21 protein-coding genes are annotated in these 20,819 nt (G+C 63.9%); all 21 read left to right on the top strand.

From position 1 onward, the window contains the following. Positions 1-501 precede the first annotated feature (501 nt). The 21 genes from cbiE to PSH84_RS07730 all read left to right on the top strand — a co-directional run bounded on the left by cbiE (position 502) and on the right by PSH84_RS07730 (position 20,758). Positions 502-1,713, top strand: a complete 1,212-nt coding sequence (gene cbiE / locus PSH84_RS07835) for a precorrin-6y C5,15-methyltransferase (decarboxylating) subunit CbiE (protein WP_305482517.1) — start codon at positions 502-504, stop codon at positions 1,711-1,713. Beyond that, on the top strand, positions 1,706-2,803 hold the full coding sequence (locus tag PSH84_RS07830) for a cobalt-precorrin-5B (C(1))-methyltransferase (RefSeq protein ID WP_305482515.1): 1,098 nt from the start codon (positions 1,706-1,708) through the stop codon (positions 2,801-2,803). The genes cbiE and PSH84_RS07830 overlap by 8 nt, the downstream gene beginning before the upstream one ends. After that, positions 2,800-3,537 carry a cobalt-precorrin-6A reductase gene (locus tag PSH84_RS07825; RefSeq protein WP_305482513.1) on the top strand — a complete coding sequence of 246 codons (738 nt, stop codon included), beginning with the start codon at positions 2,800-2,802 and terminating at the stop codon, positions 3,535-3,537. Before PSH84_RS07830 ends, PSH84_RS07825 begins: the two co-directional genes overlap by 4 nt. Before the next feature lie 329 nt (positions 3,538-3,866). Then, on the top strand, positions 3,867-4,265 hold the full coding sequence (locus tag PSH84_RS07815) for a DUF2946 domain-containing protein (protein ID WP_305482511.1): 399 nt from the start codon (positions 3,867-3,869) through the stop codon (positions 4,263-4,265). 46 nt (positions 4,266-4,311) lie between these two features. Next, positions 4,312-4,791, top strand: a complete 480-nt coding sequence (locus PSH84_RS07810; protein WP_305482509.1) for a copper chaperone PCu(A)C — start codon at positions 4,312-4,314, stop codon at positions 4,789-4,791. A gap of 57 nt (positions 4,792-4,848) precedes the next feature. Beyond that, a complete protein-coding gene (locus PSH84_RS07805; protein WP_305471143.1) occupies positions 4,849-5,235 on the top strand; it encodes a DUF2946 domain-containing protein in 387 nt (128 codons plus the stop codon). Positions 5,236-5,319: 84 nt separating this feature from the next. Further along, positions 5,320-7,446, top strand: a complete 2,127-nt coding sequence (locus PSH84_RS07800) for a TonB-dependent copper receptor (RefSeq protein WP_305482507.1) — start codon at positions 5,320-5,322, stop codon at positions 7,444-7,446. A gap of 163 nt (positions 7,447-7,609) precedes the next feature. Continuing rightward, positions 7,610-8,989, top strand: a complete 1,380-nt coding sequence (locus PSH84_RS07795; protein ID WP_305482506.1) for a PepSY-associated TM helix domain-containing protein — start codon at positions 7,610-7,612, stop codon at positions 8,987-8,989. Between the two features lie 200 nt (positions 8,990-9,189). Then, the gene (locus PSH84_RS07790) at positions 9,190-9,978 is read left to right on the top strand and encodes an ABC transporter ATP-binding protein (protein WP_122567255.1); all 789 of its coding nucleotides are present in this window, start codon (positions 9,190-9,192) and stop codon (positions 9,976-9,978) included. Then, on the top strand, positions 9,975-10,922 hold the full coding sequence (locus PSH84_RS07785) for an ABC transporter substrate-binding protein (RefSeq protein ID WP_305482503.1): 948 nt from the start codon (positions 9,975-9,977) through the stop codon (positions 10,920-10,922). The genes PSH84_RS07790 and PSH84_RS07785 overlap by 4 nt, the downstream gene beginning before the upstream one ends. Then, positions 10,919-11,929: a FecCD family ABC transporter permease gene (locus PSH84_RS07780; RefSeq protein ID WP_122567257.1), complete on the top strand. Its 1,011-nt coding sequence runs from the start codon at positions 10,919-10,921 to the stop codon at positions 11,927-11,929. The genes PSH84_RS07785 and PSH84_RS07780 overlap by 4 nt, the downstream gene beginning before the upstream one ends. A 329-nt stretch (positions 11,930-12,258) precedes the next feature. Beyond that, on the top strand, positions 12,259-13,524 hold the full coding sequence (gene urtA, locus PSH84_RS07775; protein ID WP_025211599.1) for an urea ABC transporter substrate-binding protein: 1,266 nt from the start codon (positions 12,259-12,261) through the stop codon (positions 13,522-13,524). Between the two features lie 160 nt (positions 13,525-13,684). Next, the gene (urtB, locus tag PSH84_RS07770) at positions 13,685-15,187 is read left to right on the top strand and encodes an urea ABC transporter permease subunit UrtB (RefSeq protein ID WP_122567258.1); all 1,503 of its coding nucleotides are present in this window, start codon (positions 13,685-13,687) and stop codon (positions 15,185-15,187) included. Continuing rightward, complete coding sequence (gene urtC, locus PSH84_RS07765; protein ID WP_305469516.1) at positions 15,187-16,266, top strand: urea ABC transporter permease subunit UrtC; 1,080 nt, start codon at positions 15,187-15,189, stop codon at positions 16,264-16,266. The genes urtB and urtC overlap by 1 nt, the downstream gene beginning before the upstream one ends. 23 nt (positions 16,267-16,289) lie before the next feature. After that, positions 16,290-17,123 carry an urea ABC transporter ATP-binding protein UrtD gene (gene urtD, locus PSH84_RS07760; RefSeq protein WP_305483160.1) on the top strand — a complete coding sequence of 278 codons (834 nt, stop codon included), beginning with the start codon at positions 16,290-16,292 and terminating at the stop codon, positions 17,121-17,123. A 167-nt stretch (positions 17,124-17,290) separates the two neighbouring features. Then, positions 17,291-17,989, top strand: a complete 699-nt coding sequence (gene urtE / locus PSH84_RS07755) for an urea ABC transporter ATP-binding subunit UrtE (RefSeq protein WP_122567261.1) — start codon at positions 17,291-17,293, stop codon at positions 17,987-17,989. Positions 17,990-18,019: 30 nt separating this feature from the next. Continuing rightward, the gene (locus PSH84_RS07750; protein ID WP_305482500.1) at positions 18,020-18,871 is read left to right on the top strand and encodes an urease accessory protein UreD; all 852 of its coding nucleotides are present in this window, start codon (positions 18,020-18,022) and stop codon (positions 18,869-18,871) included. 198 nt (positions 18,872-19,069) lie between these two features. Continuing rightward, positions 19,070-19,372 carry an urease subunit gamma gene (ureA, locus tag PSH84_RS07745; RefSeq protein WP_003197350.1) on the top strand — a complete coding sequence of 101 codons (303 nt, stop codon included), beginning with the start codon at positions 19,070-19,072 and terminating at the stop codon, positions 19,370-19,372. Between the two features lie 9 nt (positions 19,373-19,381). Continuing rightward, the gene (locus PSH84_RS07740; RefSeq protein WP_305469513.1) at positions 19,382-19,915 is read left to right on the top strand and encodes a GNAT family N-acetyltransferase; all 534 of its coding nucleotides are present in this window, start codon (positions 19,382-19,384) and stop codon (positions 19,913-19,915) included. 7 nt (positions 19,916-19,922) lie between these two features. Next, positions 19,923-20,456: a GNAT family N-acetyltransferase gene (locus PSH84_RS07735; RefSeq protein WP_305482499.1), complete on the top strand. Its 534-nt coding sequence runs from the start codon at positions 19,923-19,925 to the stop codon at positions 20,454-20,456. Next, on the top strand, positions 20,453-20,758 hold the full coding sequence (locus PSH84_RS07730) for an urease subunit beta (RefSeq protein WP_014336352.1): 306 nt from the start codon (positions 20,453-20,455) through the stop codon (positions 20,756-20,758). The genes PSH84_RS07735 and PSH84_RS07730 overlap by 4 nt, the downstream gene beginning before the upstream one ends. Positions 20,759-20,819: the final 61 nt, after the last annotated feature.

The raw sequence follows: 20,819 nt of genomic DNA, 5'->3' as shown, positions 1-20,819 counted from the left end.
AACCGGTAGATAGGCACGCCGCAACGGCGAAGGAGCGCCATTATGCCTGCTTTGCCGGGGGTCATGAAAAGCTTGCTGGTCGGATTGAAGCGAGATTGCTCAAGAACACGGGCGGCTTGTTCCAATGAGGTTGGCTGTTGCGCCGCCATCGCGAGCAAGCTCGCTCCCACAGTTTTGATTGGGTTGTGCACAAACTCTGTGTTCACCCCAGATCCCCTGTGGGAGCGAGCTTGCTCGCGATAGCGGTCTGTCTGAAAAGCTGATGCTGAATGGACCGCCGCCTTCGCGAGCAAGCCCGCTCCCACAGTTTTGGTCAGGTTGTGGCGCAGATTCCGTGTTCACCCAAAATCCCCTGTGGGAGCGGGCTTGCTCGCGATAGCGGTCTAGCAGCCACAATGATGTTGCGCCAGGCGCCTGATCCGCCGGGGCGCGGTATGATGGCGGCCCGGTTCGCGGCGGCAACGTGCCTGTCGATCAACCCCACTCATTCGAGGAACAGAGATGACCCCCTGGCTGACCGTAGTGGGCATCGGTGAAGACGGCTTCAAGGGCCTGGGCCGAACGGCTCGCCATGCCTTGCTGCGGGCGTCACACATTGTCGGTAGCGACCGGCAACTGGCGCTGCTGCCACTGTGTATCCGCGGCGAGCGGGAGCTGTGGCCGAGCCCGTTCTCCCTGGAACCGCTGCTCGCTCGGCAGGGTGAACCCGTGTGTGTACTGGCCAGCGGCGATCCGATGTTCTACGGCGTAGGCGCCAGCCTGGCGAAACAGGTGCCAAGTGATCAGATGCTGGTCATCCCCGCGCCCTCCTCCTGTTCGCTGGCCGCGGCGCGCATGGGCTGGCCGTTGCAGGAGGTGGTCACGCTGTCGCTGGTGGCGCGTCCCCTGACGGCGCTCAATGGGCATTTATCCACAGGCGTCAGGCTGTTGCTGCTGAGCAACGACCGCCACAGCCCTGCCACCGTGGCGGCGTTACTATGCGAGCGCGGCTTCGCCCAGAGCGCCATGACCGTGCTGGAGCATTTGGGCGGTGCGGCAGAACGACGGATCGACGGTTGCGCCGCGCAATGGTCCGATGACACCGTCGCCGACCTGAACCTGATCGCCGTCGAATGCCGAGCCGAACCGTCGACACAGCGCCTGTCGCGCCTGGCCGGTTTGCCGGACACCGCGTTCGAGCATGACGGCCAGTTGACCAAACGCGACGTGCGCGCCATCACCCTCGCCCGCCTCGCCCCAACCCCCGGCGAGTTGCTCTGGGATGTCGGTGCCGGCAGCGGCTCCATCGGCATCGAATGGATGCGTAGCCACCCCAGTTGCCGGGCCCTGGCCATCGAAGCCGACGAAGGTCGCCAAGCCTTGATCGAACGCAACCGCGATACCCTCGGCGTGCCCGGCCTGCAACTGATTCGCGGCAGCGCCCCGCAGGCGCTGGAGAACCTGGAGCGGCCAGACGCGGTGTTCATCGGCGGCGGCGTCACCCGCGAAGGCGTGCTCGACGCCTGCTGGGCCCAACTCAAGCCCGGCGGTCGGCTGGTCGCCAACGCCGTGACCCTGCAAAGCGAAATGACCCTGATGCACTGGCGCGAACGTCACGGCGGTGAACTGACCCGGATCCACATCGCCCAGGCCCAGCCATTGGGCGAATTCGACACCTGGCGCCAGGCCTTGCCGATTACCTTGCTGGACCTGACGAAACCTCTCGATGCGTGACGAAACCGCCGAACAACCCGCCCCCCTGCGCAGCGGCTTGACCACCGGCAGTTGCGCCACGGCCACCAGTCTGGCGGCAGCCCGCTTGCTGCTGCGCGGCACCGAAGCCGACGCCGTGGAAATCGTGCTGCCCAAGGGCAAGCAAGTACAGATGCGCCTGGAGTTCTGCCGACTGACCGAGCAAGGCGCCGAGGCCGGGACGATCAAGGACGCCGGCGATGACCCGGACGTGACCCACGGCGCCCTGCTGTTTTCCCAGGTGCGCTTGATCGCCGAACCCGGCGTGCGTTTCGTCGCCGGTCGCGGCGTGGGCACGGTGACGCGACCGGGGTTGGTGCTGGGCGTCGGCGAGCCGGCGATCAACCCGGTGCCGCGCAAAATGATCAACGATCACCTGGGCCGTCTGGCCGAGGAAAGCGCTTATGCCGGTGGTTTCGAAGTCACGGTCAATGTTCAGGACGGCGAAGCCCTGGCGCTGAAAACCATGAACCCGCGACTGGGCATCCTCGGCGGCCTGTCAATCCTCGGCACCAGCGGCATCGTCCGGCCGTTCTCCTGCGCGGCCTACATTGCCTCGATTCATCAAGGCATCGACGTGGCGAAAACCAACGGCTACCTGCACATCGCCGCCTGCACCGGCAATGCCAGCGAAGACACCATGCGCCGGGTCTACAACCTGCCGGAAATCGCCCTGATCGAAATGGGCGACTTCGTCGGCGCCGTGCTCAAACATCTGCGCAAGGTGCCGGTGGAAAAACTCAGCCTCTGCGGCGGCTTTGGCAAAATCAGCAAACTCGCCGCCGGCCACATGGACCTGCACAGCCGCCACTCGAGCATCGACCTGCCACAACTGGCCGAATGGGCCGCCGCCATCGGTGCCGATGAGGCGTTGCAGCAAGGCATCCGCCAGGCCAACACCAGCCAACAAGCCCTGGCGATGGCCAGCGCCGCCGGCATCGCCCTCGGTGACGCGGTGTGCGAGCACGCGCTGGCCTTCGCCCGCAGTGTGGTGCCGGCCCAGGTCCAGGTCGAAGTCTTCGCCATCGACCGTCAGGGCGGGATCGTCGGTCACGCCGGAGCTTTATCATGAAGAGCGTTGTCACGAAACGCATCCTGCTGCTCGGTGGCGTCACAGAAGCCCTGGCCATCGCCCGCACCCTCGGGCCCCGACACATCTACAGCCTGGCCGGCATCGGTCGCATCCCCACGGACCTGACCTGCCAGGTGCGCGTCGGCGGCTACGGCGGCGCCGAAGGGCTGGCGCAATTCATCCGCGCCGAAGGTATCGACCTGCTGCTAGACGTCACCCACCCCTACGCCGCCCAGATCAGCCACAACGCCGCCCACGCGGCCCGTGCCTGTGGCATTCCCTGCTGGGCGCTGCGCCGTCCGGCCTGGCAACCCCGGGCCGGCGATGACTGGCGCGAAGTGGCTGACTGGAGCGAACTGATCCAGGCCTTGCAACCCTTCCACCGCCCGCTGTTCACCCTCGGTCGTGAGCCGCTGCAACATCTGCATGAAATTCCGTTAGAGCAATTCTGGACCCTGCGCGCCCTGGACGTTTACCCCGGTAATGAGCGCTGCGACGTGATTGGGGCCCGTGGGCCGTTTCACATCGAGAGCGAGCGTGAACTGTTCGAGCGACGGCGAATCGACGTACTGGTGAGCAAGAACAGCGGCAGCACGGCTACTGAACCGAAACTGGACGTGGCAAGGGAGCGAGGGGTGCCGGTGTTGGTGTTGAAGCGGCCGGTGTTGCCAGAGGTGGATCGGGAGTTTGGGACGGTGGATGAGGTGTTGCAGGAGCTGCAACAGTTGGCCTGACCGTACAGCCGCACCGTGGCGAGGGAGCTTGCTCCCGCTGGGCTGCGCAGCAGCCCCAAAGAGGTCTCCCGATGAGGGGCCAGCCATGGTCGAAAAATTCACGCGCTTCGACGCTGCCACCTATCTCAATACACATGAGGAAATGGTCGCTTATCGGGTTTCCTGTTTCGAAGAAGATAACGGTGATGGGATACTGGGCGCCTACTTGAAAATCTATTGCTACTGTTAACACCAACCCTGCGACCCTACACCGCACGTGGCTTTTTTACTTCTCAACCCCGATCAGGCTAAATACCGCCACCTGATCGCCCAACCGAGCGGATTGCCCCATGTCCCGACAACGGCTTGCATTTGCCTGGATCGCCTGCTTCGCAGTGCTGTTCAACATGCTTGCTATGCCGCTTTCCAACAGCGCTGGCGCGACGGCCAACTCGCCAGCCGAGCAACTGCTGTGGGGCAGTTTCTGCTCGTCCAGCGGCACGAAAATGGTCGCGGTGTCCCTGGGCACGTTCGAACAGGGCACGCCACAGAACGACAATCACTCGACGATGCAACATTGCTGGTGCTGCTCAGGCCCGGCGCCGTTGGTCGCGCTTGCCGGGCATACCCCGCAGTTGTATCTGGATGCACAGCTGGCCCATCGCAGTGCCGTCCACTCGAAGCTCGACAGCCCCACGCCGCGCCAGCAATGGCCCAGCCTCAATCCCCGCGCCTCGCCTCTGGTCTGATTCTTCCCGCATAAAACTGCGCCCTGAATCGTTCCGGAGAATTGCCATGTTGAACAGACTTATCCTGCTGGCTGCCCTGCTGCTTCCCGTCGGTTTCGCCCAAGCTCACCAGTACAAGGCAGGCGATCTTGAAATAGCCCACCCATGGTCTCAAGAGTTGCCGCCCAATGCGCCGACCGTGGCCGCGTATTTCGTCATCCACAACAGCGGCAAGACGGCGGACAAACTGCTCAGCGTCGAATCGCCCATCGCCGGCAAGGCCGAGCTCCATGAGCATGTGATGCAAAACGACCTGATGAAGATGCAACCGGTGCCCGTCGTCGAGATCGCCCCCGGGGCGACCGTCACCTTCGCGCCGATGGCGTATCACGTGATGCTGCTGGAGCTAACAGACCGCAGCCTGCTCATCGATGGCAAACGTTTCCCCATGACCCTGCATTTCGAAAAAGCCAGGGATGTCACGGTCGACGTTGCGGTGCAGAAAAAAGCGCCCGACGGCACCAAGACACACGTGCACGCCCAGTAGACGTAGCCGCCCGTGCAATCTCTTCGCGCCAGACTGTCCATGCCCCGCCGTCAGCCCATGAGCCTGACACGCGGCAGCTGGATCAGCCTGTTCGCCATGCTGATGATCTTTATCGGTCCGCTGATTTCCCAGTCGATGCCGATGGATCAGCGCATGTCCATGCCTGTGAGCATGAACATGGAGATGAGCATGGACATGACGGCGCACGAAGCGCCGGCAGCCGAACATTGCCCGCCCCAGAGCAGCGAGCATCATGCGCTTTGGGAAAAATGCGGTTATTGCAGCCTGCTGTTTAACTGCCCGGCGCTACCCGGCGGCCACACCTTCGCCGTCTTCGACACACCTCACACCAACACCTACACCAGCCCTTCCCCACGCCTGGGCCATGCCCGGCCAGCGCTCTTCCCGGGTGCCCGCACCCGCGCCCCGCCCCTCGACGCGTAAGCCCGACACTTACCTCACCCCGGTCGCACAAGACAGCCTCAGGCTGCCCGACCGTGTCGTTTATGTCTGTTCGATGGAATCATCATGTCCAGGTTTTCTGCTGGCATCGCGTTGGGCTCTGCCCAGGTTCGCTGCCCCCTGAACGAGCCACGGGTTCGTTTGCGCCAAACCATCGCCGCACTGTGCGGCCTGCTACTCACCCCACTCGTGCTGGCCGATGAGCACGAACATCACGACCATCAGGTCGAAGAACTGAGCCCGACGGTCATCACCGCCATCGCCCCCAGCTCGCCCCTGACCGTCGTCACCAACCCCAAGGATCCGCGCCAACCGGTACCGGCCAGTGATGGTGGCGACTACCTCAAGACCATTCCCGGCTTCGCCCTGGTGCGCAACGGCGGCACCAATGGCGACCCGGTGTTGCGCGGCATGTTTGGCTCGCGGCTGAACATCCTCACCAACGGCAGCATGCTGCTGGGTGCTTGCCCGGGCCGGATGGACGCGCCGACGTCCTACATCTCGCCGGAAACCTACGACAAGCTCACCGTCATCAAAGGCCCGCAAACCGTACTCTGGGGCCCCGGCGCATCGGCCGGGACCGTGCTGTTCGAGCGCGAGCCGGAGCAGTTCGGCGAGCTGGGCACCCGGGTCAACGCCAGCGTGCTGGCCGGCTCCAACGGCCGTTTCGACAAAGTGGTGGATGCCGCCGCCGGTGGCCCGCTGGGTTACGTACGGGTGATCGGCAACACCGCCCATTCGGACGATTACCGCGACGGCAACAACGACACCGTGCCATCGCGCTATGACAAGTGGAATGGCGATGTCACCCTCGGCTGGACACCGGACGCCGACACCCTGCTGGAATTGACCGCCGGCAAGGGCGACGGTGAAGCGCGCTACGCCGGGCGCGGCATGGACGGCTCGCAGTTCAAGCGCGAAAGCCTCGGGCTGCGGTTCGAGCGCTCGAACATCGGCGAGGTGCTGGACAAGATCGAGGCCCAGGTCTACTACAACTACGCCGACCACGTGATGGACAACTACACGCTGCGCACGCCGTCCGGCACCGGAATGATGGCCGGGCCCATGGCCTCCAACGTCGACCGTCGCACCCTCGGCGCCCGCGTCAAGGCCACTTGGCACTGGGCCGATGTGCAATTGATCAGCGGCCTGGACGCCCAGACCAACGAGCATCGCCAACGCAGCAGCATGGGCGTGGATACCTATAAGGACCTGCCGTACACCAAGGACGCCGACTTCCACAATTACGGGGTGTTCGGCGAACTGACCTGGTACGCCGCCGACCGCGACCGGGTGATCACTGGCGCCCGGCTCGACCGCGCCTCGGCCAAGGATTACCGCCAGAGCATCGGTTCCGGCATGTCCGCTCGCCCCAACCCCACCGCCGACGACACTCGCGCCGACACACTGCCCAGCGGTTTCGTCCGTTACGAACACGACCTGGACGACAGCCCCACTACCCTCTACGCAGGCGTCGGTCACGCGCAACGCTTCCCGGACTATTGGGAGCTGTTCTCGGCGAACGTCGGCCCCAGCGGCTCGTTGAATGCCTTCGACGCGATCAAGCCGGAGAAAACCACCCAGCTCGACTTCGGCCTGCAGTACAAGACCGACACTCTCGAAGCCTGGGCTTCGGGTTATGTCGGGCAGGTGCGCGACTACATACTGTTCGACTACACCCCCGGAATGATGGGTACCACCTCCCGAGCCGAGAACATCGATGCGCGGATCATGGGCGGTGAATTGGGTGCGGCCTACAAGCTGAGCGAGCGCTGGAAAGCCGACGCCACCCTGGCCTATGCCTGGGGCAAGAACAGCAGCGACGGCAGCGCCCTGGCGCAAATGCCGCCACTGGACGCACGCCTGGGCCTGACCTACAGCGAAGACCGCTGGAGCGCCGGGGCCCTGTGGCGGGTGGTGGCGGCGCAACACCGGGTCGATGAGAACAAGGGCAACGTGGTCGGCAAGGACTACGGTAAAAGCTCGGGCTTCGGGGTCTTTTCCCTCAACGGCGCCTACCGCATCAATCAACACTGGAAGGTCAGCAGCGGTGTCGACAATCTGTTTGGCAAAGCCTACGCCGAGCACTTGAACCTGGCCGGCAACGCCGGGTTCGGCTACCCGGCGAGCGATCCCCAGGCCATCAACGAACCGGGGCGCACGCTCTGGACCAAGGTGGACATGAGTTTCTAAAAGCATCGCGGGCAAGCCTTGCTCCCACAAGTACTCCATTGCTGAGGGAACACAACGGGGCCCACAGCAATGACAAAGACTGTGGGAGCAAGGCTTGCCCGCGATCGGTTGCGCAGCAACCGAAAAACATAACAACCCAATTAGCCCTGCGGAGCGCTTTGCAATGAGCCAACCGAAACCGAATTTCTACAACCTGGCCTGGCGCTGGCATTTCTATGCCGGGCTGTTCGTGGCGCCGTTCATGGTGATGCTGGCCCTGACCGGCATCATCTACCTGTTCAAGCCGCAACTCGACCCACTGATGTACGGCAGCCTGTTGAACGTACAGGCCGGGCATCACACCCTGGCGGCGGACGACCTGCTCAAGCAGGTCCGCCAGGCCTACCCCGAGGGCCAGGTCAAACAGTACCTGCCACCGGTCAACGCCGAGCGCAGCGCGCAGTTCGTGGTGATCGACAAGGGCCGGGAACTGAATGTGTTCATCGACCCGTACCACGGCGACGTGCTCGGCGAGCAGGATGCGAAGAACAACCTGCAAGCCATGGCCCGGGCGATCCATGGCGAGTTGCTGATCGGCACCGTCGGGGACCGGCTGGTGGAAATGGCCGCCGGCTGGGGCGTGGTGCTGGTGGTCTCCGGCCTGTACCTGTGGTGGCCGCGCGGGCAATCCTCGGCCGGTGTGCTGTGGCCGCGCTGGCACGCGCGCGGTCGGCTGTTCTGGCGTGACTTGCATGTCGTCGTCGGCTTCTGGGGCGCGGCGTTCCTGCTGGTGATGCTCCTCAGCGGCATGACCTGGACCGGCTTCTGGGGCAAGCAATACGCCGACCTCTGGAACCGCTTCCCGGCGGCGATGTGGAATGACGTGCCCAAGTCCGACGTCGAGGCCGGCAGCCTCAACAATGCCCACCGCCAAACCGTGCCGTGGGCCATGGAAAACACCCCGATGCCGATGTCCGGCGACCATGCCGAACACATGGGCCACGGCGGCATGCACGAAGGCCCCGCCGCCCCGACCGTCAGCCTGCAAGCGGTGCAGGATATCGCCACCGAGCGCCAGGTCACGCCCGGCTACAGCATCACCCTGCCGACCACTGCCAGCGGCGTATTCACCGTCGCCGTGTTCGCCGATGACCCACGCAATGACGCCACCCTGCACGTGGACCAGTACACCGGCAAGGTCCTGGCCGATGTGCGCTGGGAGCACTACAGCGTCGTGGCCCGCGCCACCGAAACCGGCGTGATGCTGCACGAAGGCAAGATGTTCGGCCCGGTGAACCAAATCCTCGTGCTGCTGGTTTGCCTGATGATCCTGCTCAGCGCCGTGAGTGGCCTGGTGATCTGGTGGAAGCGCCGGCCCCAGGGCAAGTTCGGCGTGCCGCCGCTGCGCCACGATCTGCCGACCTGGAAAACCGGGGTGTTCATCATGCTGGCCCTGGCGCTGGTGTTCCCGTTGGTGGGGGCTTCGCTGGTGGTGGTGTGGCTGTTGGACCGGCTTGTTACCCGGTTCAATCGCCAGCCTGAGGCGGCTTCATCTTCAAGCTGAAGACAGTGCGTTAACGGAAGGCGGTGCGAAACCTCTACAATCGTGCCCGCCTTTCAAACACAGAACACCCTCCCCTGTGGGAGCGAGCTTGCTCGCGATGGCGGCAGCACTTCAACAAAGATGCAAGCTGAACCACCGCTATCGCGAGCAAGCTCGCTCCCACAAGGGATGCTTGCGCCACCCATGATTTGAGTAGATGCATGACCTCGCTAACCCTCTCCCATCTCGCCTGGACACCCCTGGGCCATGGCCACTGTCATCACCAGTTCCAGCTGCGTGACGCCACGTTGCAGGTGACGCCCGGGGAGTTTGTCGGGTTGATCGGGCCCAACGGCAGCGGCAAGACCAGCCTGTTGCGCTGCGCCTATCGCTTCAGCCGGCCGGAAAGTGGCGAGGTAAAACTCGAACATCACAACGTCTGGAAACAGTCCTCGCGCTGGTGCGCCCAACGCATCGCCGTGGTGCTGCAAGAGTTTCCCGACGCCTTCGGCCTGACGGTAGAAGAAGTGGTCGCCATGGGCCGCACGCCCCACAAAGGCCTGTTCGACAGCGACAATCACGACGACCGCCGGTTGGTGCTCCAGGCCCTGGAATCGGCCGGACTCGCAGGCTTTGGCGACCATGCATTCGCCACGCTCTCGGGCGGTGAGAAGCAACGGGTGATCCTTGCCCGGGCCCTGGCCCAGCAGCCGCAGTTGCTGATCCTCGACGAGCCGACCAATCACCTCGACCCTCACTATCAATTGCAATTGCTGCAACTGATCAAGGGTCTGGGCATCGGCACCCTCGCCAGCCTCCACGACCTGAACCTGGCCGCCGCCTTCTGCGACCGCCTGTACGTGATCGAACACGGGCGCATCGTTGCCAGCGGCACGCCCAAGGACGTCCTCACCGCCGAGCTGCTGCGCGCGGTGTTTGGCGTCGAGGCCCTGGTGGATGAACATCCGCTGTCCGGCTACCCACGAATCACCTGGATAACCCAACCATGACCTTGCGTTCCCTGCTGTTGCTGCCCCTGCTGCTGGGCAGTGCCCATGCCCTGGCCGAAGCCACCCACTACCCGTTGACGATCCAAAGCTGCAACCGCCAGGTGGTGTTCAACGAAGCCCCTCGGCACGCCGTCAGCCATGACATCAACATGACCCAGATGATGCTCGCCCTGGGCCTCAAGCCACGCATGGTCGGCTACAGCGGCATCAGTGGCTGGAAATCGGTGACGCCCGAGATGGCGAAGATCCTCGATGGCCTGCCGGAGCTGGCCGCCAAATACCCCTCGGTGGAAACCCTGCTCAATGCCAACGTCGATTTTTTCTTCGCCGGTTGGGACTACGGCATGCGCGTGGGTGGCGACCTGACCCCGCAGACCCTGCAACCGCTGGGCATCAATGTCTACGAGTTGACCGAATCCTGCGCGTTCGTGATGAAGCGTCCGGCGGCCTCCCTGGAGGACACCTACAACGACCTGCGCAACCTCGGCAAGATCTTCGACGTGCAGGATCGCGCCAACGCGTTGATCGCCACGATGCAGGCCCAGGTGGCCGACGTGCGCAAGCACTTGCCCGCCCAACAACCGCGGGTGTTCCTGTATGACAGCGGCGAAGACCGCGCCATGACCTCCGGCCGCCTGGGCATGCCCCAGGCCCTGATCGACGCGGCCGGCGGGCGCAATATTCTCGACGACGTGGAAACCAGTTGGACCCGGGTGAACTGGGAGAACGTGGTCGAGCGCAACCCGCAGGTCATCGTGATCGTCGACTACGGCGAAGTCAGCGCCGAGCAGAAGCAACAGTTCTTACTGAACAACCCGGCCCTGCAGTCGGTGGAAGCGATCCAGCAGCGGCGCTTCATTGTGATCCCCTACGTGCAAGCCACGCCGGGCATCGATAACGTGCTGGCAGTGCAAACGCTGGCTCGGGGTTTCCACGGCCAATGAACGGTCGTCGCTACGGTGCCCTGCTGATCGTCCTCGGCGCACTGCTGCTGGTGTCGTGCGTGGTGTCCCTGGGTTTCGGGCCGGCGCGGGTGCCGGTGGCCGTGGTCTGGGACCTGCTGCTGTACAAGGCCTTCGGTGTGGGCGAGGTGCATTGGACGCCCGGCCAGGAGCATATCGTCTGGCTGATCCGCGTCCCTCGGCTGTTGCTCGGTGCCTTGGTAGGCGCCGGGCTGGCGTTGATCGGCGCGGTGCTGCAAGCGGTCACGCGCAACCCGCTGGCCGATCCGCACCTGCTGGGCGTCACCTCCGGCGCGACCCTGGGAGCGGTGATCGTGGTGTTGCATGTCGGGGAAATCATCGGCCTGTTGACCCTGCCCTTGGCCGCCTTCATCGGCGCATTGCTGAGCATGCTGCTGGTGTTGGCCATCGCTGCGCGCCAAGGTCGTCTGGAAAGTGATCGCCTGTTGCTGTGCGGCGTGGCGGTGTCCTTCGTGATGATGGCGGCGGCCAATCTGCTGTTGTTCCTCGGTGACCATCGCGCCAGTTCGGCGGTGATGTTCTGGATGCTCGGTGGCCTGGGCCTGGCCCGTTGGGAGTTGCTCGCGGTGCCAGCCGTCAGTGTGTTGCTGGGATTGGTTCTGCTGCTGGGCATGGCCCGGCCGCTGAACGCGTTGATGGCCGGCGAACAGACCGCCGTGACCCTGGGCCTGAATGCGGCGAAGGTGCGGTTGTGGATCTTCTTGATCGCCTCGCTGATGACCGGCGTGCTGGTGTCCATCAGCGGCTCGATTGGTTTTGTCGGGCTGATGGTGCCGCACATCGCCCGGCGCCTGGTGGGTGCCGAGCATCGGCGATTGCTGCCGGCCTGTGTGCTGCTTGGCAGCCTGTTCCTGGTGTGGGTGGATGTGGCGGCGCGGACGCTGATCGCGCCGGAGGACTTGCCGATCGGGGTCGCTACAGCGGCTATCGGTGGGCTGTTTTTCATCGGCCTGATGCGCCGCCGCTGAGCCATCCTCTTTCCTGAATCACAAAGCCAACCTGTGGGAGCGAGCTTGCTCGCGATAGCGGTAGATCACTCAGATTAGAAGTGACTGACACACCGCCATCGCGAGCAAGCTCGCTCCCACAGAGGACTTGCAACTCTCTCGCCCCAATGTGGCGCACCTCCTCGCACCAGCCCCCGCAATGCGTTCACTCATGGTGCGTCCGCGCGCACGCATACCCCGCCAACCCCGCGTTTCAACGCCTTCCCCCAACCGGGCACACCCCTTGCAAAAGCGCCTTCAGCGTTTGCATCTGCCATCCAGAAAAACACAAAGACCACGGAGATCGCACAATGAAGCGTCGTAGCTTGATCAAGGCTTTTACACTCTCGGCAAGCATTGCCGCGATGGGCATGGCCTGGACCGTCCAGGCCGCCGAGACCATCAAGGTCGGCATCCTGCATTCGCTGTCCGGCACCATGGCGATCTCCGAAACGTCCCTCAAGGACATGGCGCTGATGACCATCGATGAGATCAACGCCAAGGGTGGTGTGAACGGCAAGAAGCTTGAAGCCGTGGTCGTGGACCCGGCGTCGAACTGGCCGCTGTTCGCCGAAAAGGGCCGGCAGTTGCTGACCCAGGACAAGGTCGCCGTGGTGTTCGGCTGCTGGACCTCGGTGTCGCGTAAATCGGTGTTGCCTGTGTTCGAAGAACTCAATGGGCTGCTGTTCTACCCGGTGCAATACGAAGGCGAAGAGATGTCGCCGAACGTGTTCTACACCGGCGCGGCGCCAAACCAGCAGGCGATTCCAGCGGTGGAATACTTGATGAGCGAAGAAGGCGGCAGCGCCAAGCGTTACTTCCTGCTGGGCACCGACTACGTCTACCCGCGCACCACCAATAAGATCCTGCGTTCGTTCCTGCACTCCAAAGGGGTGGCGGACAAGGACATCGAAGAGGTCTACACCCCGTTCGGCCACAGCGATTACCAGACCATCGTGGCCAACATCAAAAAGTTCTCGGCTGGCGGCAAGACCGCAGTCATTTCCACCGTCAACGGCGACTCCAACGTGCCCTTCTATAAGGAACTGGCGAACCAGGGCCTGAAAGCCACCGACGTACCGGTCGTGGCGTTCTCGGTGGGCGAAGAGGAACTGCGCGGCATCGACACCAAGCCACTGGTAGGCAACCTCGCGGCGTGGAACTACTTCGAATCCGTGGATAACCCGGCGAACAAGAAATTCGTCGATTCCTGGAAAGCCTACGCCAAGGCCAAGAACCTGCCAGGCGCGGATAAAGCCGTGACCAACGACCCGATGGAGGCCACGTACGTCGGTATCCACATGTGGGCGCAAGCGGTGGAAAAAGCCAAGTCCACCGACGTCGACAAAGTCCGCGAAGCCCTGGCCGGCCAGACCTTCGCCGCACCGTCGGGCTACACCCTGACCATGGACAAGACCAACCACCACCTGCACAAGCCGGTGATGATCGGCGAGATCCAGGCCGACGGTCAGTTCAACGTGGTCTGGCAGACCGAAGGCCCGATCCGCGCGCAACCGTGGAGCCCCTTCATCGCCGGCAACGACAAGAAGCCTGACTATGCGGTGAAGAGCAACTGAGCCCATGGGTGTCGGCCCGAGCACGACGCTCGGGCCGACACAAATCCCTGTGGGAGCGAGCTTGCTCGCGATAGCGGACTCACATTCAGCACGGATGTGACTGACACACCGCCATCGCGAGCAAGCTCGCTCCCACATTGTCCGCGCAAGGCGACTCTCTATGCCCACCGCCCTTTACCGCCTCATCCTCGCTCTGGTGCTGCTGTTGCCACTGGAGGCCCATGCCGGCGACGCCGAAGACTTCGTCGCCGCCAACCCGACCCAGCAGGCCAAGCTCCTGGAAGCCTGGGCCGCGCAGCCGGAGCCTGAGCGCGTCGAGCTGATCAACGCCTTGCAACAAGGCCAGTTGACCGTCGACGGCCAGCCAAAAACCCTGCGCCTGAACAACCGCTTGCGCGGGCTGATCGAAACCGCCCTGGCCAGCCATCAACTGCTCGCCGTCGATGCCCACGTACGCCTGGCGGCCGCGCAGCAACTGCAAAAAAGTGCCCGTCCTGCGCAACTGGCGTTTCTCGATCGGCAACTGGCCGGCGAGCAGGACGAAGACGTACACGCCGCCCTGAGCCTGGCCCTGGCGAACCTGCAACTGGTGGACACCAACCCGAACGTGCGCCTGGCCGCCGTCCGCCTGCTGGGGGAAACCGGCGATCCACTGGCCCGCACCCGCCTCGAAGGTCTGCTTGAACCCGGCGTCGAAACCGATGCCGCCGTGCGCACCGCCGCTGAAACCAGCCTCGGCCAGGTCAAGCGCAAACTTCTGATCGGCGAATTGCTGGGCCAGGCCTTCAGCGGCATGTCCCTGGGCTCGATCCTGCTGCTCGCCGCCCTCGGCCTGGCGATCACCTTCGGCCTGCTGGGGGTGATCAACATGGCCCACGGCGAGATGCTCATGCTCGGCGCGTACTCCACGTATGTGGTGCAGCTGCTGTTCCAGCGCTTCGCCCCGAACGCTATCGAGTTCTATCCGCTGATCGCCTTGCCGGTGGCGTTTTTCATCACCGCGGCCATCGGCATGGCCCTGGAGCGCACGGTGATCCGCCACCTCTACGGGCGGCCGCTGGAAACCCTGCTCGCCACCTGGGGCATCAGCCTGATGCTGATCCAACTGGTGCGCCTGGTGTTCGGCGCGCAGAACGTCGAAGTCGCCAACCCGGCCTGGCTCTCGGGCGGGATCCAGGTGTTACCGAACCTGGTGCTGCCGTACAACCGCATCGTGATCATCGCCTTCGCCTTGTTCGTGGTGGTGTTGACCTGGCTGCTGCTGAACAAGACACGCCTGGGCCTGAACGTCCGAGCCGTGACCCAGAATCGCAACATGGCCGCCTGCTGCGGCGTGCCCACCGGCCGGGTCGACATGCTCGCCTTCGGCCTCGGCTCGGGCATCGCCGGGCTCGGTGGCGTCGCCCTGAGCCAGATCGGCAACGTCGGCCCGGACCTGGGCCAGAGCTACATCATCGACTCGTTCCTGGTGGTGGTGCTCGGTGGCGTCGGCCAGTTGGCCGGCAGTGTGTTCGCCGCGTTCGGCCTGGGCATCGCCAATAAGATCCTCGAACCGCAGATCGGCGCCGTGCTCGGCAAGATCCTGATCCTCGCGCTGATCATTCTGTTCATCCAGAAGCGTCCGCAAGGCCTCTTCGCGCTCAAAGGACGGGTAATCGACTGATGAACCAGCCCCTGATGCTCACGGCCACGCAAAAGGCCGGCCCTAAAGTTACCCTCGCCGTCGGCGCGCTGATCCTGGCCGTGCTGCTGAGCCTGCCGTTGCTGTCGCTGTTGGCGGCGGACAATCCGTTGCACGTCTCCGCCTACACCTTGACCCTGGTGGGCAAGATTCTCTGCTACGCCATCGTCGCCCTGGCACTGGACCTGGTCTGGGGTTATGCCGGTTTGCTCTCTCTCGGCCACGGCTTGTTCTTCGCCCTGGGCGGTTACGCCATGGGCATGTACCTGATGCGCCAGGCCGCCGGCGATGGCTTGCCGGCGTTCATGACCTTCTTGTCGTGGACCGAGTTGCCCTGGTACTGGGCCGGCACCGACAGTTTCCTCTGGGCGATGTGCCTGGTGGTGCTGGCGCCGGGCTTACTGGCGCTGGTGTTCGGCTTCTTCGCCTTCCGTTCGCGGATCAAGGGCGTGTATTTCTCGATCATGACCCAGGCCCTGACCTTCGCCGGGATGCTCCTGTTTTTCCGCAACGAAACCGGGTTTGGCGGCAACAACGGCTTCACCAATTTCCGTTCGATCCTGGGCTTTGGCATCACCGAACCGGGCACCCGGGCGGTGCTGTTTTTCGCCACGGTGTTGTTGCTGGTGGCGAGCCTGTTCATCGGCTGGCGCCTGGCCCGCAGCAAGTTCGGCCGGGTACTGACTGCCCTGCGCGACGCGGAAAACCGCCTGATGTTCTGCGGCTACGATCCCCGTGGCTTCAAGCTGTTCGTCTGGGTGTTGAGCGCGGTGTTGTGCGGCCTGGCCGGGGCGTTGTACGTGCCGCAGGTGGGCATCATTAACCCCAGCGAGATGTCGCCGACCAACTCCATCGAGGCTGCTGTGTGGGTCGCCCTTGGCGGGCGCGGCACGCTGATCGGGCCGCTGCTGGGCGCCGGGGTAGTCAATGGCATGAAGAGCTGGTTCACCGTGGCGTTTCCCGAGTACTGGCTGTTCTTCCTCGGTGCGCTGTTCATCGTCGTGACCCTGTATCTGCCCAAGGGCGTGATCGGGTTGCTGAAGAAAAGGGGCGAATCGTGAGAATCACGCCAACGGCCGAGTTCATGCTCGAACCCATCCTCGAACCCAACAAAGACCAAGGCAGCAGCCGCGACGCCATCGGCCTCGGCCAGGCAGCCGGCGTTGGCCTGAACACCCGTCACGGCACGATCCTGACCCTGGAAGACATCAGCGTCAGCTTCGATGGTTTCAAGGCCCTGAACGATTTGAACCTGTACATCGGCGTCGGCGAATTGCGCTGCATCATCGGCCCCAACGGCGCCGGCAAGACCACCCTGATGGACGTGATCACCGGCAAGACCCGCCCCAGCCATGGCAAGGCCTGGTTCGGCGAAACCCTGGACTTGACCAGCATGAGTGAAGTGCAGATCGCCCAGGCCGGCATCGGGCGCAAGTTTCAGAAGCCGACGGTGTTCGAAGCCCTGAGCGTGTTCGAGAACCTGGAGCTGGCGCTCAAGACCGATAAATCGGTGTGGGCCAGCCTGCGGGCAAAACTGACCGGCGAGCAACACGACCGGATCAACGAAGTGCTGGAAACCATTCGCCTCAGCACGTCAGTCAACCGCGCCGCCGGGCTGCTGTCCCACGGGCAAAAGCAGTTCCTGGAGATCGGCATGCTGCTGGTGCAGGACCCGCAACTGTTGCTGCTCGACGAACCGGTGGCAGGCATGACCGACGCCGAGACCGAGTTCACCGCCGAGCTGTTCAAGTCCCTGGCGGGCAAGCATTCGCTGATGGTGGTGGAACACGACATGGGCTTCGTCGGCGCGATCGCCGACCACGTCACCGTGCTGCACCAGGGCAGCGTGCTGGCTGAAGGGTCGCTGGAACAGGTGCAGGACAATGAGCGGGTGATCGAGGTGTATCTCGGTCGCTAGACCTGCAAACACATTCCCTCTGTGGGAGCGGGCTTGTGGGAGCAAAGCTTGCTCGCGATGAACGATAACGCGGTCCTTCTGATGGACCGAGGAGCCGCTGTCGCGAGCAAGCTTTGCTCCCACAGAAAGCCATTGTTCCCACAGGGGACTTGAGGGGAATTCAAGACATGCTGCAAGTCGACAAACTGCACCAATACTACGGCGGTAGCCACATCCTGCGCGGCTTGTCGTTCGACGCCAAGGTCGGCGAGGTGACATGCCTGTTGGGCCGCAACGGCGTGGGCAAGACCACCCTGCTCAAATGCCTGATGGGCCTGTTGCCGGCCAAGGAAGGTGCGGTGAGCTGGGAAGGCAAGCCCATCACCACCTTCAAGCCGCACCAACGGGTGCACGCTGGCATTGCCTACGTACCCCAGGGCCGGGAAATTTTCGGCCGGCTGACGGTTGAAGAAAACCTGCTGATGGGTCTGTCGCGCTTTCCCGGCGCCGAAGCCAAGGAAGTGCCGGCATTCATCTACGAATTGTTCCCGGTGCTGCTGCAGATGAAACAGCGCCGTGGTGGGGATCTGTCCGGCGGCCAGCAACAGCAGCTCGCCATTGGCCGGGCCCTGGCCAGTCGGCCACGCTTGCTGATTCTCGACGAGCCCACCGAAGGCATCCAGCCCTCGGTGATCAAGGAGATCGGCGTGGTGATCAAGAAACTGGCGGCCCGGGGCGACATGGCGATTTTGCTGGTGGAGCAGTTCTACGACTTCGCCGCCGAGCTGGCCGATCAGTACCTGGTGATGTCCCGGGGCGAGATCGTGCAGCAGGGGCGCGGAGAAAACATGGAAGCCGAGGGTGTGCGCGGGCTGGTTACGATCTAGTCTTAGCGTCCCGACGATAATCAGAAAATCATGAATCTACCTGTCTGTTCATTGGCGCCTTCGGCCCTGTTCACCCCCAGCTGGCAAGCCGAGCTGGACTTGGGTTACGCCCGCTTCGGCGATTGCACACGTCCGGTACAGCGCCGCCACAAAGGCCCGTTGCGGGTGCAGAAGCACCTGTACGCCGAAGGCCCCGAGGTGTGCCAGCACATCATCGTCCACCCGCCCGGCGGGATTGCCGGCGGTGACCGGTTGGACATCTCGGCCCACGTCGGCCCTGGCGCCTGGGCGCAGCTGACCAGCCCCGGCGCGGCCAAGTGGTACCGCGCCGCGGGGCCGGCGTACCAACAACTGACCCTGAGCGTAGCCCCCGGCGCGACCCTGGAATGGCTGCCCCAGGAAACCATCGTCTTCAGCGCAGCCCAGGCCGAACTCAGCACGAGCATCGACCTGCAGGGCGACGGGCGCCTGCTCTACTGGGACATGGTTGCCCTCGGCCGACCGGCCAGCGGCGAGCGGTTCGACCTGGGGCACTTTCAATCGCGACTGGACATTCGCCGCGATGGCCAGTTGCTGTGGCACGAGCGCCAGCGCATTGTGGGCGGTGATGGGCTGCTCGACTCACCCATCGGGCTGGGCGGTGATCCGGTGTTTGCCACGTTGCTGGTGACCGGCGAGATCGACAGCCAATTGCTGGAACACTGCCGATCACTGGGCCATGCCGTGCGCGGCGACCTGACCCAATTGCCCGGCCTGGTCGTGGCCCGCTGCCTGGCGAGCGAGGCGTTGCTGGCGCGGGGGTGGTTGATTGAATTGTGGCGGCTTTTGCGCCCGGCGTTGCTCGGTCGAGAAGCTGTGCCACCGAGAATCTGGAGTACCTGAATTGCGTTCCTGTAGGAGCAATGGTGTGGAAGCAATGACTTTCTGTGGGAGCAAAGCTTGCTCGCGATGGCAGCGCCTCGGTCGACCGGAAGGACCGCGTTATCGTTCATCGCGAGCAAGCTTTGCTCCCACAGGCGTTGCTCCAACAGGTAGCTGTGTTTACAGCCCGAATTTTTTATCTGCCCTTATGGATTGCACATGGACCTGACCCCACGCGAAAAAGACAAGCTGCTGATCTTCACCGCCGGCCTCGTCGCCGAACGACGCTTGGCTCGTGGCTTGAAGCTCAACTACCCGGAGGCCATGGCCTACATTTCCGCCGCGTTGCTGGAAGGCGCCCGTGACGGCCAGACGGTGGCCGAGCTGATGCATTACGGCACCACGCTGCTGAGCCGCGAGCAGGTGATGGAAGGCATCCCGGAAATGATCCCGGAGATCCAGGTCGAGGCGACGTTTCCCGACGGCACCAAACTGGTCACCGTCCACCAACCCATCGCCTGAGGCCACGCCATGACTGCCCACGTTCGTGACGCCCATGCCGTCGACCTGCCGGCGATCCGCGATATCTACAACGATGCCGTGCTCAACACCACGGCGATCTGGAACGAACAAGCCGTTGACCTGGGCAACCGCCAGGCGTGGTTCAGCGCCCGGCAAACCCAGGGCTACCCGGTGCTGGTGGCCGTCGACGCCGAAGACAACGTGCTCGGCTACGCTTCGTTCGGCGACTGGCGACCGTTCGACGGCTTCCGCCACACCGTGGAGCATTCGGTGTATGTACGCAGCGACCAGCGCGGCAATGGCCTTGGCCCGTTGTTGATGAGCACGCTGATCGAGCGCGCCAGGGCCTGCGATAAACACGTCATGGTCGCCGCCATCGAAAGCGGCAACGCGGCCTCGATTCGCCTGCACGAGCGGGCCGGTTTCGTGATCACCGGGCAGATGCCCGAGGTGGGGACCAAGTTCGGCCGCTGGCTGGACCTGACCTTCATGCAGTTGAACCTCAACCTCGGGGCGCTACCGCCCGCCGTCAACAAGGAGTGAAAAGCCAATGAACGCTGCCCAGTTGCGTCGAGTCCACGCCGAAAGCTTTGCGCATTATCGCCAGGGCTTGATCGATCTGTTGCTCGACGCCGTCGGCTACGGCGCCAGCGTGGGGTTCATGGCCGATCTCGATGCCGTCCAGGCCCGCGCCTATTTCGACGAAGTCCAGGCCAGCCTCAACCAGGGCCACCTGTTGCTGTGGGTGGTGGTCAAGGATGAACAGGTGCAGGCCAGCGTCCAGCTTGCCCTGTGCCAGAAACCCAACGGCCTCAACCGTGCCGAAGTGCAGAAGCTGCTGGTGCGCGGCGAGGCCCGCCGTCGGGGGCTGGGCCAGCAACTGATGAGCGCCCTGGAGCTCGGCGCCCGCCAGCACAAGCGGGGTTTGTTGTACCTCGACACCGAGGCCGGTTCCGAGGCCGAGGCGTTCTACCGCGCCATGGGCTACACCCGCGCCGGTGAACTGCCCGACTACTGCCAGAGCCCGGACGGGACCTACACCCCGACCGCCATTTACTACAAGATTTTGGGGCAACCGCAATGATTCCAGGGCAATACCAGGTCCAGCCCGGCGACATCGAACTCAACGTCGGCCGCCGCACGCTCACGCTGAACGTCGCCAACAGCGGCGACCGGCCGATCCAGGTCGGTTCGCACTATCACTTTTTCGAGACCAACGACGCCTTGACCTTCGACCGCGCCGCCAGCCGAGGCATGCGCCTGAACATCCCGGCCGGCACCGCGGTGCGCTTCGAACCGGGCCAGAGCCGCGAGGTGGAACTGGTGGACTTGGCCGGGCATCGCCGGGTGTTCGGGTTTGCCGGGCGGGTGATGGGCGACCTGTAAGTCATAGGGTGCCTGCACTGACCTCATCGCGAGCAAGCTCGCTCCCACAGGGAAACGCGAT

Origin of the sequence: Pseudomonas beijingensis (assembly GCF_030687295.1) — a bacterium.
GTDB lineage: Bacteria > Pseudomonadota > Gammaproteobacteria > Pseudomonadales > Pseudomonadaceae > Aquipseudomonas > Aquipseudomonas beijingensis.
The sequence above is the reverse complement of the archived record's forward strand: the minus strand, read 5'-3'. Positions and strand labels throughout refer to the sequence as shown.

Excerpts from the sequence above, each read along its gene's own strand:
- cbiE (WP_305482517.1), top strand. The coding sequence starts at position 502 with ATGACCCCCTGGCTGACCGTAGTGGGCATCGGTGAAGACGGCTTCAAG.
- PSH84_RS07830 (WP_305482515.1), top strand. The coding sequence starts at position 1,706 with ATGCGTGACGAAACCGCCGAACAACCCGCCCCCCTGCGCAGCGGCTTG.
- PSH84_RS07825 (WP_305482513.1), top strand. The coding sequence starts at position 2,800 with ATGAAGAGCGTTGTCACGAAACGCATCCTGCTGCTCGGTGGCGTCACA.
- PSH84_RS07815 (WP_305482511.1), top strand. The coding sequence starts at position 3,867 with ATGTCCCGACAACGGCTTGCATTTGCCTGGATCGCCTGCTTCGCAGTG.
- PSH84_RS07810 (WP_305482509.1), top strand. The coding sequence starts at position 4,312 with ATGTTGAACAGACTTATCCTGCTGGCTGCCCTGCTGCTTCCCGTCGGT.
- PSH84_RS07805 (WP_305471143.1), top strand. The coding sequence starts at position 4,849 with ATGAGCCTGACACGCGGCAGCTGGATCAGCCTGTTCGCCATGCTGATG.
- PSH84_RS07800 (WP_305482507.1), top strand. The coding sequence starts at position 5,320 with ATGTCCAGGTTTTCTGCTGGCATCGCGTTGGGCTCTGCCCAGGTTCGC.
- PSH84_RS07795 (WP_305482506.1), top strand. The coding sequence starts at position 7,610 with ATGAGCCAACCGAAACCGAATTTCTACAACCTGGCCTGGCGCTGGCAT.
- PSH84_RS07790 (WP_122567255.1), top strand. The coding sequence starts at position 9,190 with ATGACCTCGCTAACCCTCTCCCATCTCGCCTGGACACCCCTGGGCCAT.
- PSH84_RS07785 (WP_305482503.1), top strand. The coding sequence starts at position 9,975 with ATGACCTTGCGTTCCCTGCTGTTGCTGCCCCTGCTGCTGGGCAGTGCC.
- PSH84_RS07780 (WP_122567257.1), top strand. The coding sequence starts at position 10,919 with ATGAACGGTCGTCGCTACGGTGCCCTGCTGATCGTCCTCGGCGCACTG.
- urtA (WP_025211599.1), top strand. The coding sequence starts at position 12,259 with ATGAAGCGTCGTAGCTTGATCAAGGCTTTTACACTCTCGGCAAGCATT.
- urtB (WP_122567258.1), top strand. The coding sequence starts at position 13,685 with ATGCCCACCGCCCTTTACCGCCTCATCCTCGCTCTGGTGCTGCTGTTG.
- urtC (WP_305469516.1), top strand. The coding sequence starts at position 15,187 with ATGAACCAGCCCCTGATGCTCACGGCCACGCAAAAGGCCGGCCCTAAA.
- urtD (WP_305483160.1), top strand. The coding sequence starts at position 16,290 with ATGCTCGAACCCATCCTCGAACCCAACAAAGACCAAGGCAGCAGCCGC.
- urtE (WP_122567261.1), top strand. The coding sequence starts at position 17,291 with ATGCTGCAAGTCGACAAACTGCACCAATACTACGGCGGTAGCCACATC.
- PSH84_RS07750 (WP_305482500.1), top strand. The coding sequence starts at position 18,020 with ATGAATCTACCTGTCTGTTCATTGGCGCCTTCGGCCCTGTTCACCCCC.
- ureA (WP_003197350.1), top strand. The coding sequence starts at position 19,070 with ATGGACCTGACCCCACGCGAAAAAGACAAGCTGCTGATCTTCACCGCC.
- PSH84_RS07740 (WP_305469513.1), top strand. The coding sequence starts at position 19,382 with ATGACTGCCCACGTTCGTGACGCCCATGCCGTCGACCTGCCGGCGATC.
- PSH84_RS07735 (WP_305482499.1), top strand. The coding sequence starts at position 19,923 with ATGAACGCTGCCCAGTTGCGTCGAGTCCACGCCGAAAGCTTTGCGCAT.
- PSH84_RS07730 (WP_014336352.1), top strand. The coding sequence starts at position 20,453 with ATGATTCCAGGGCAATACCAGGTCCAGCCCGGCGACATCGAACTCAAC.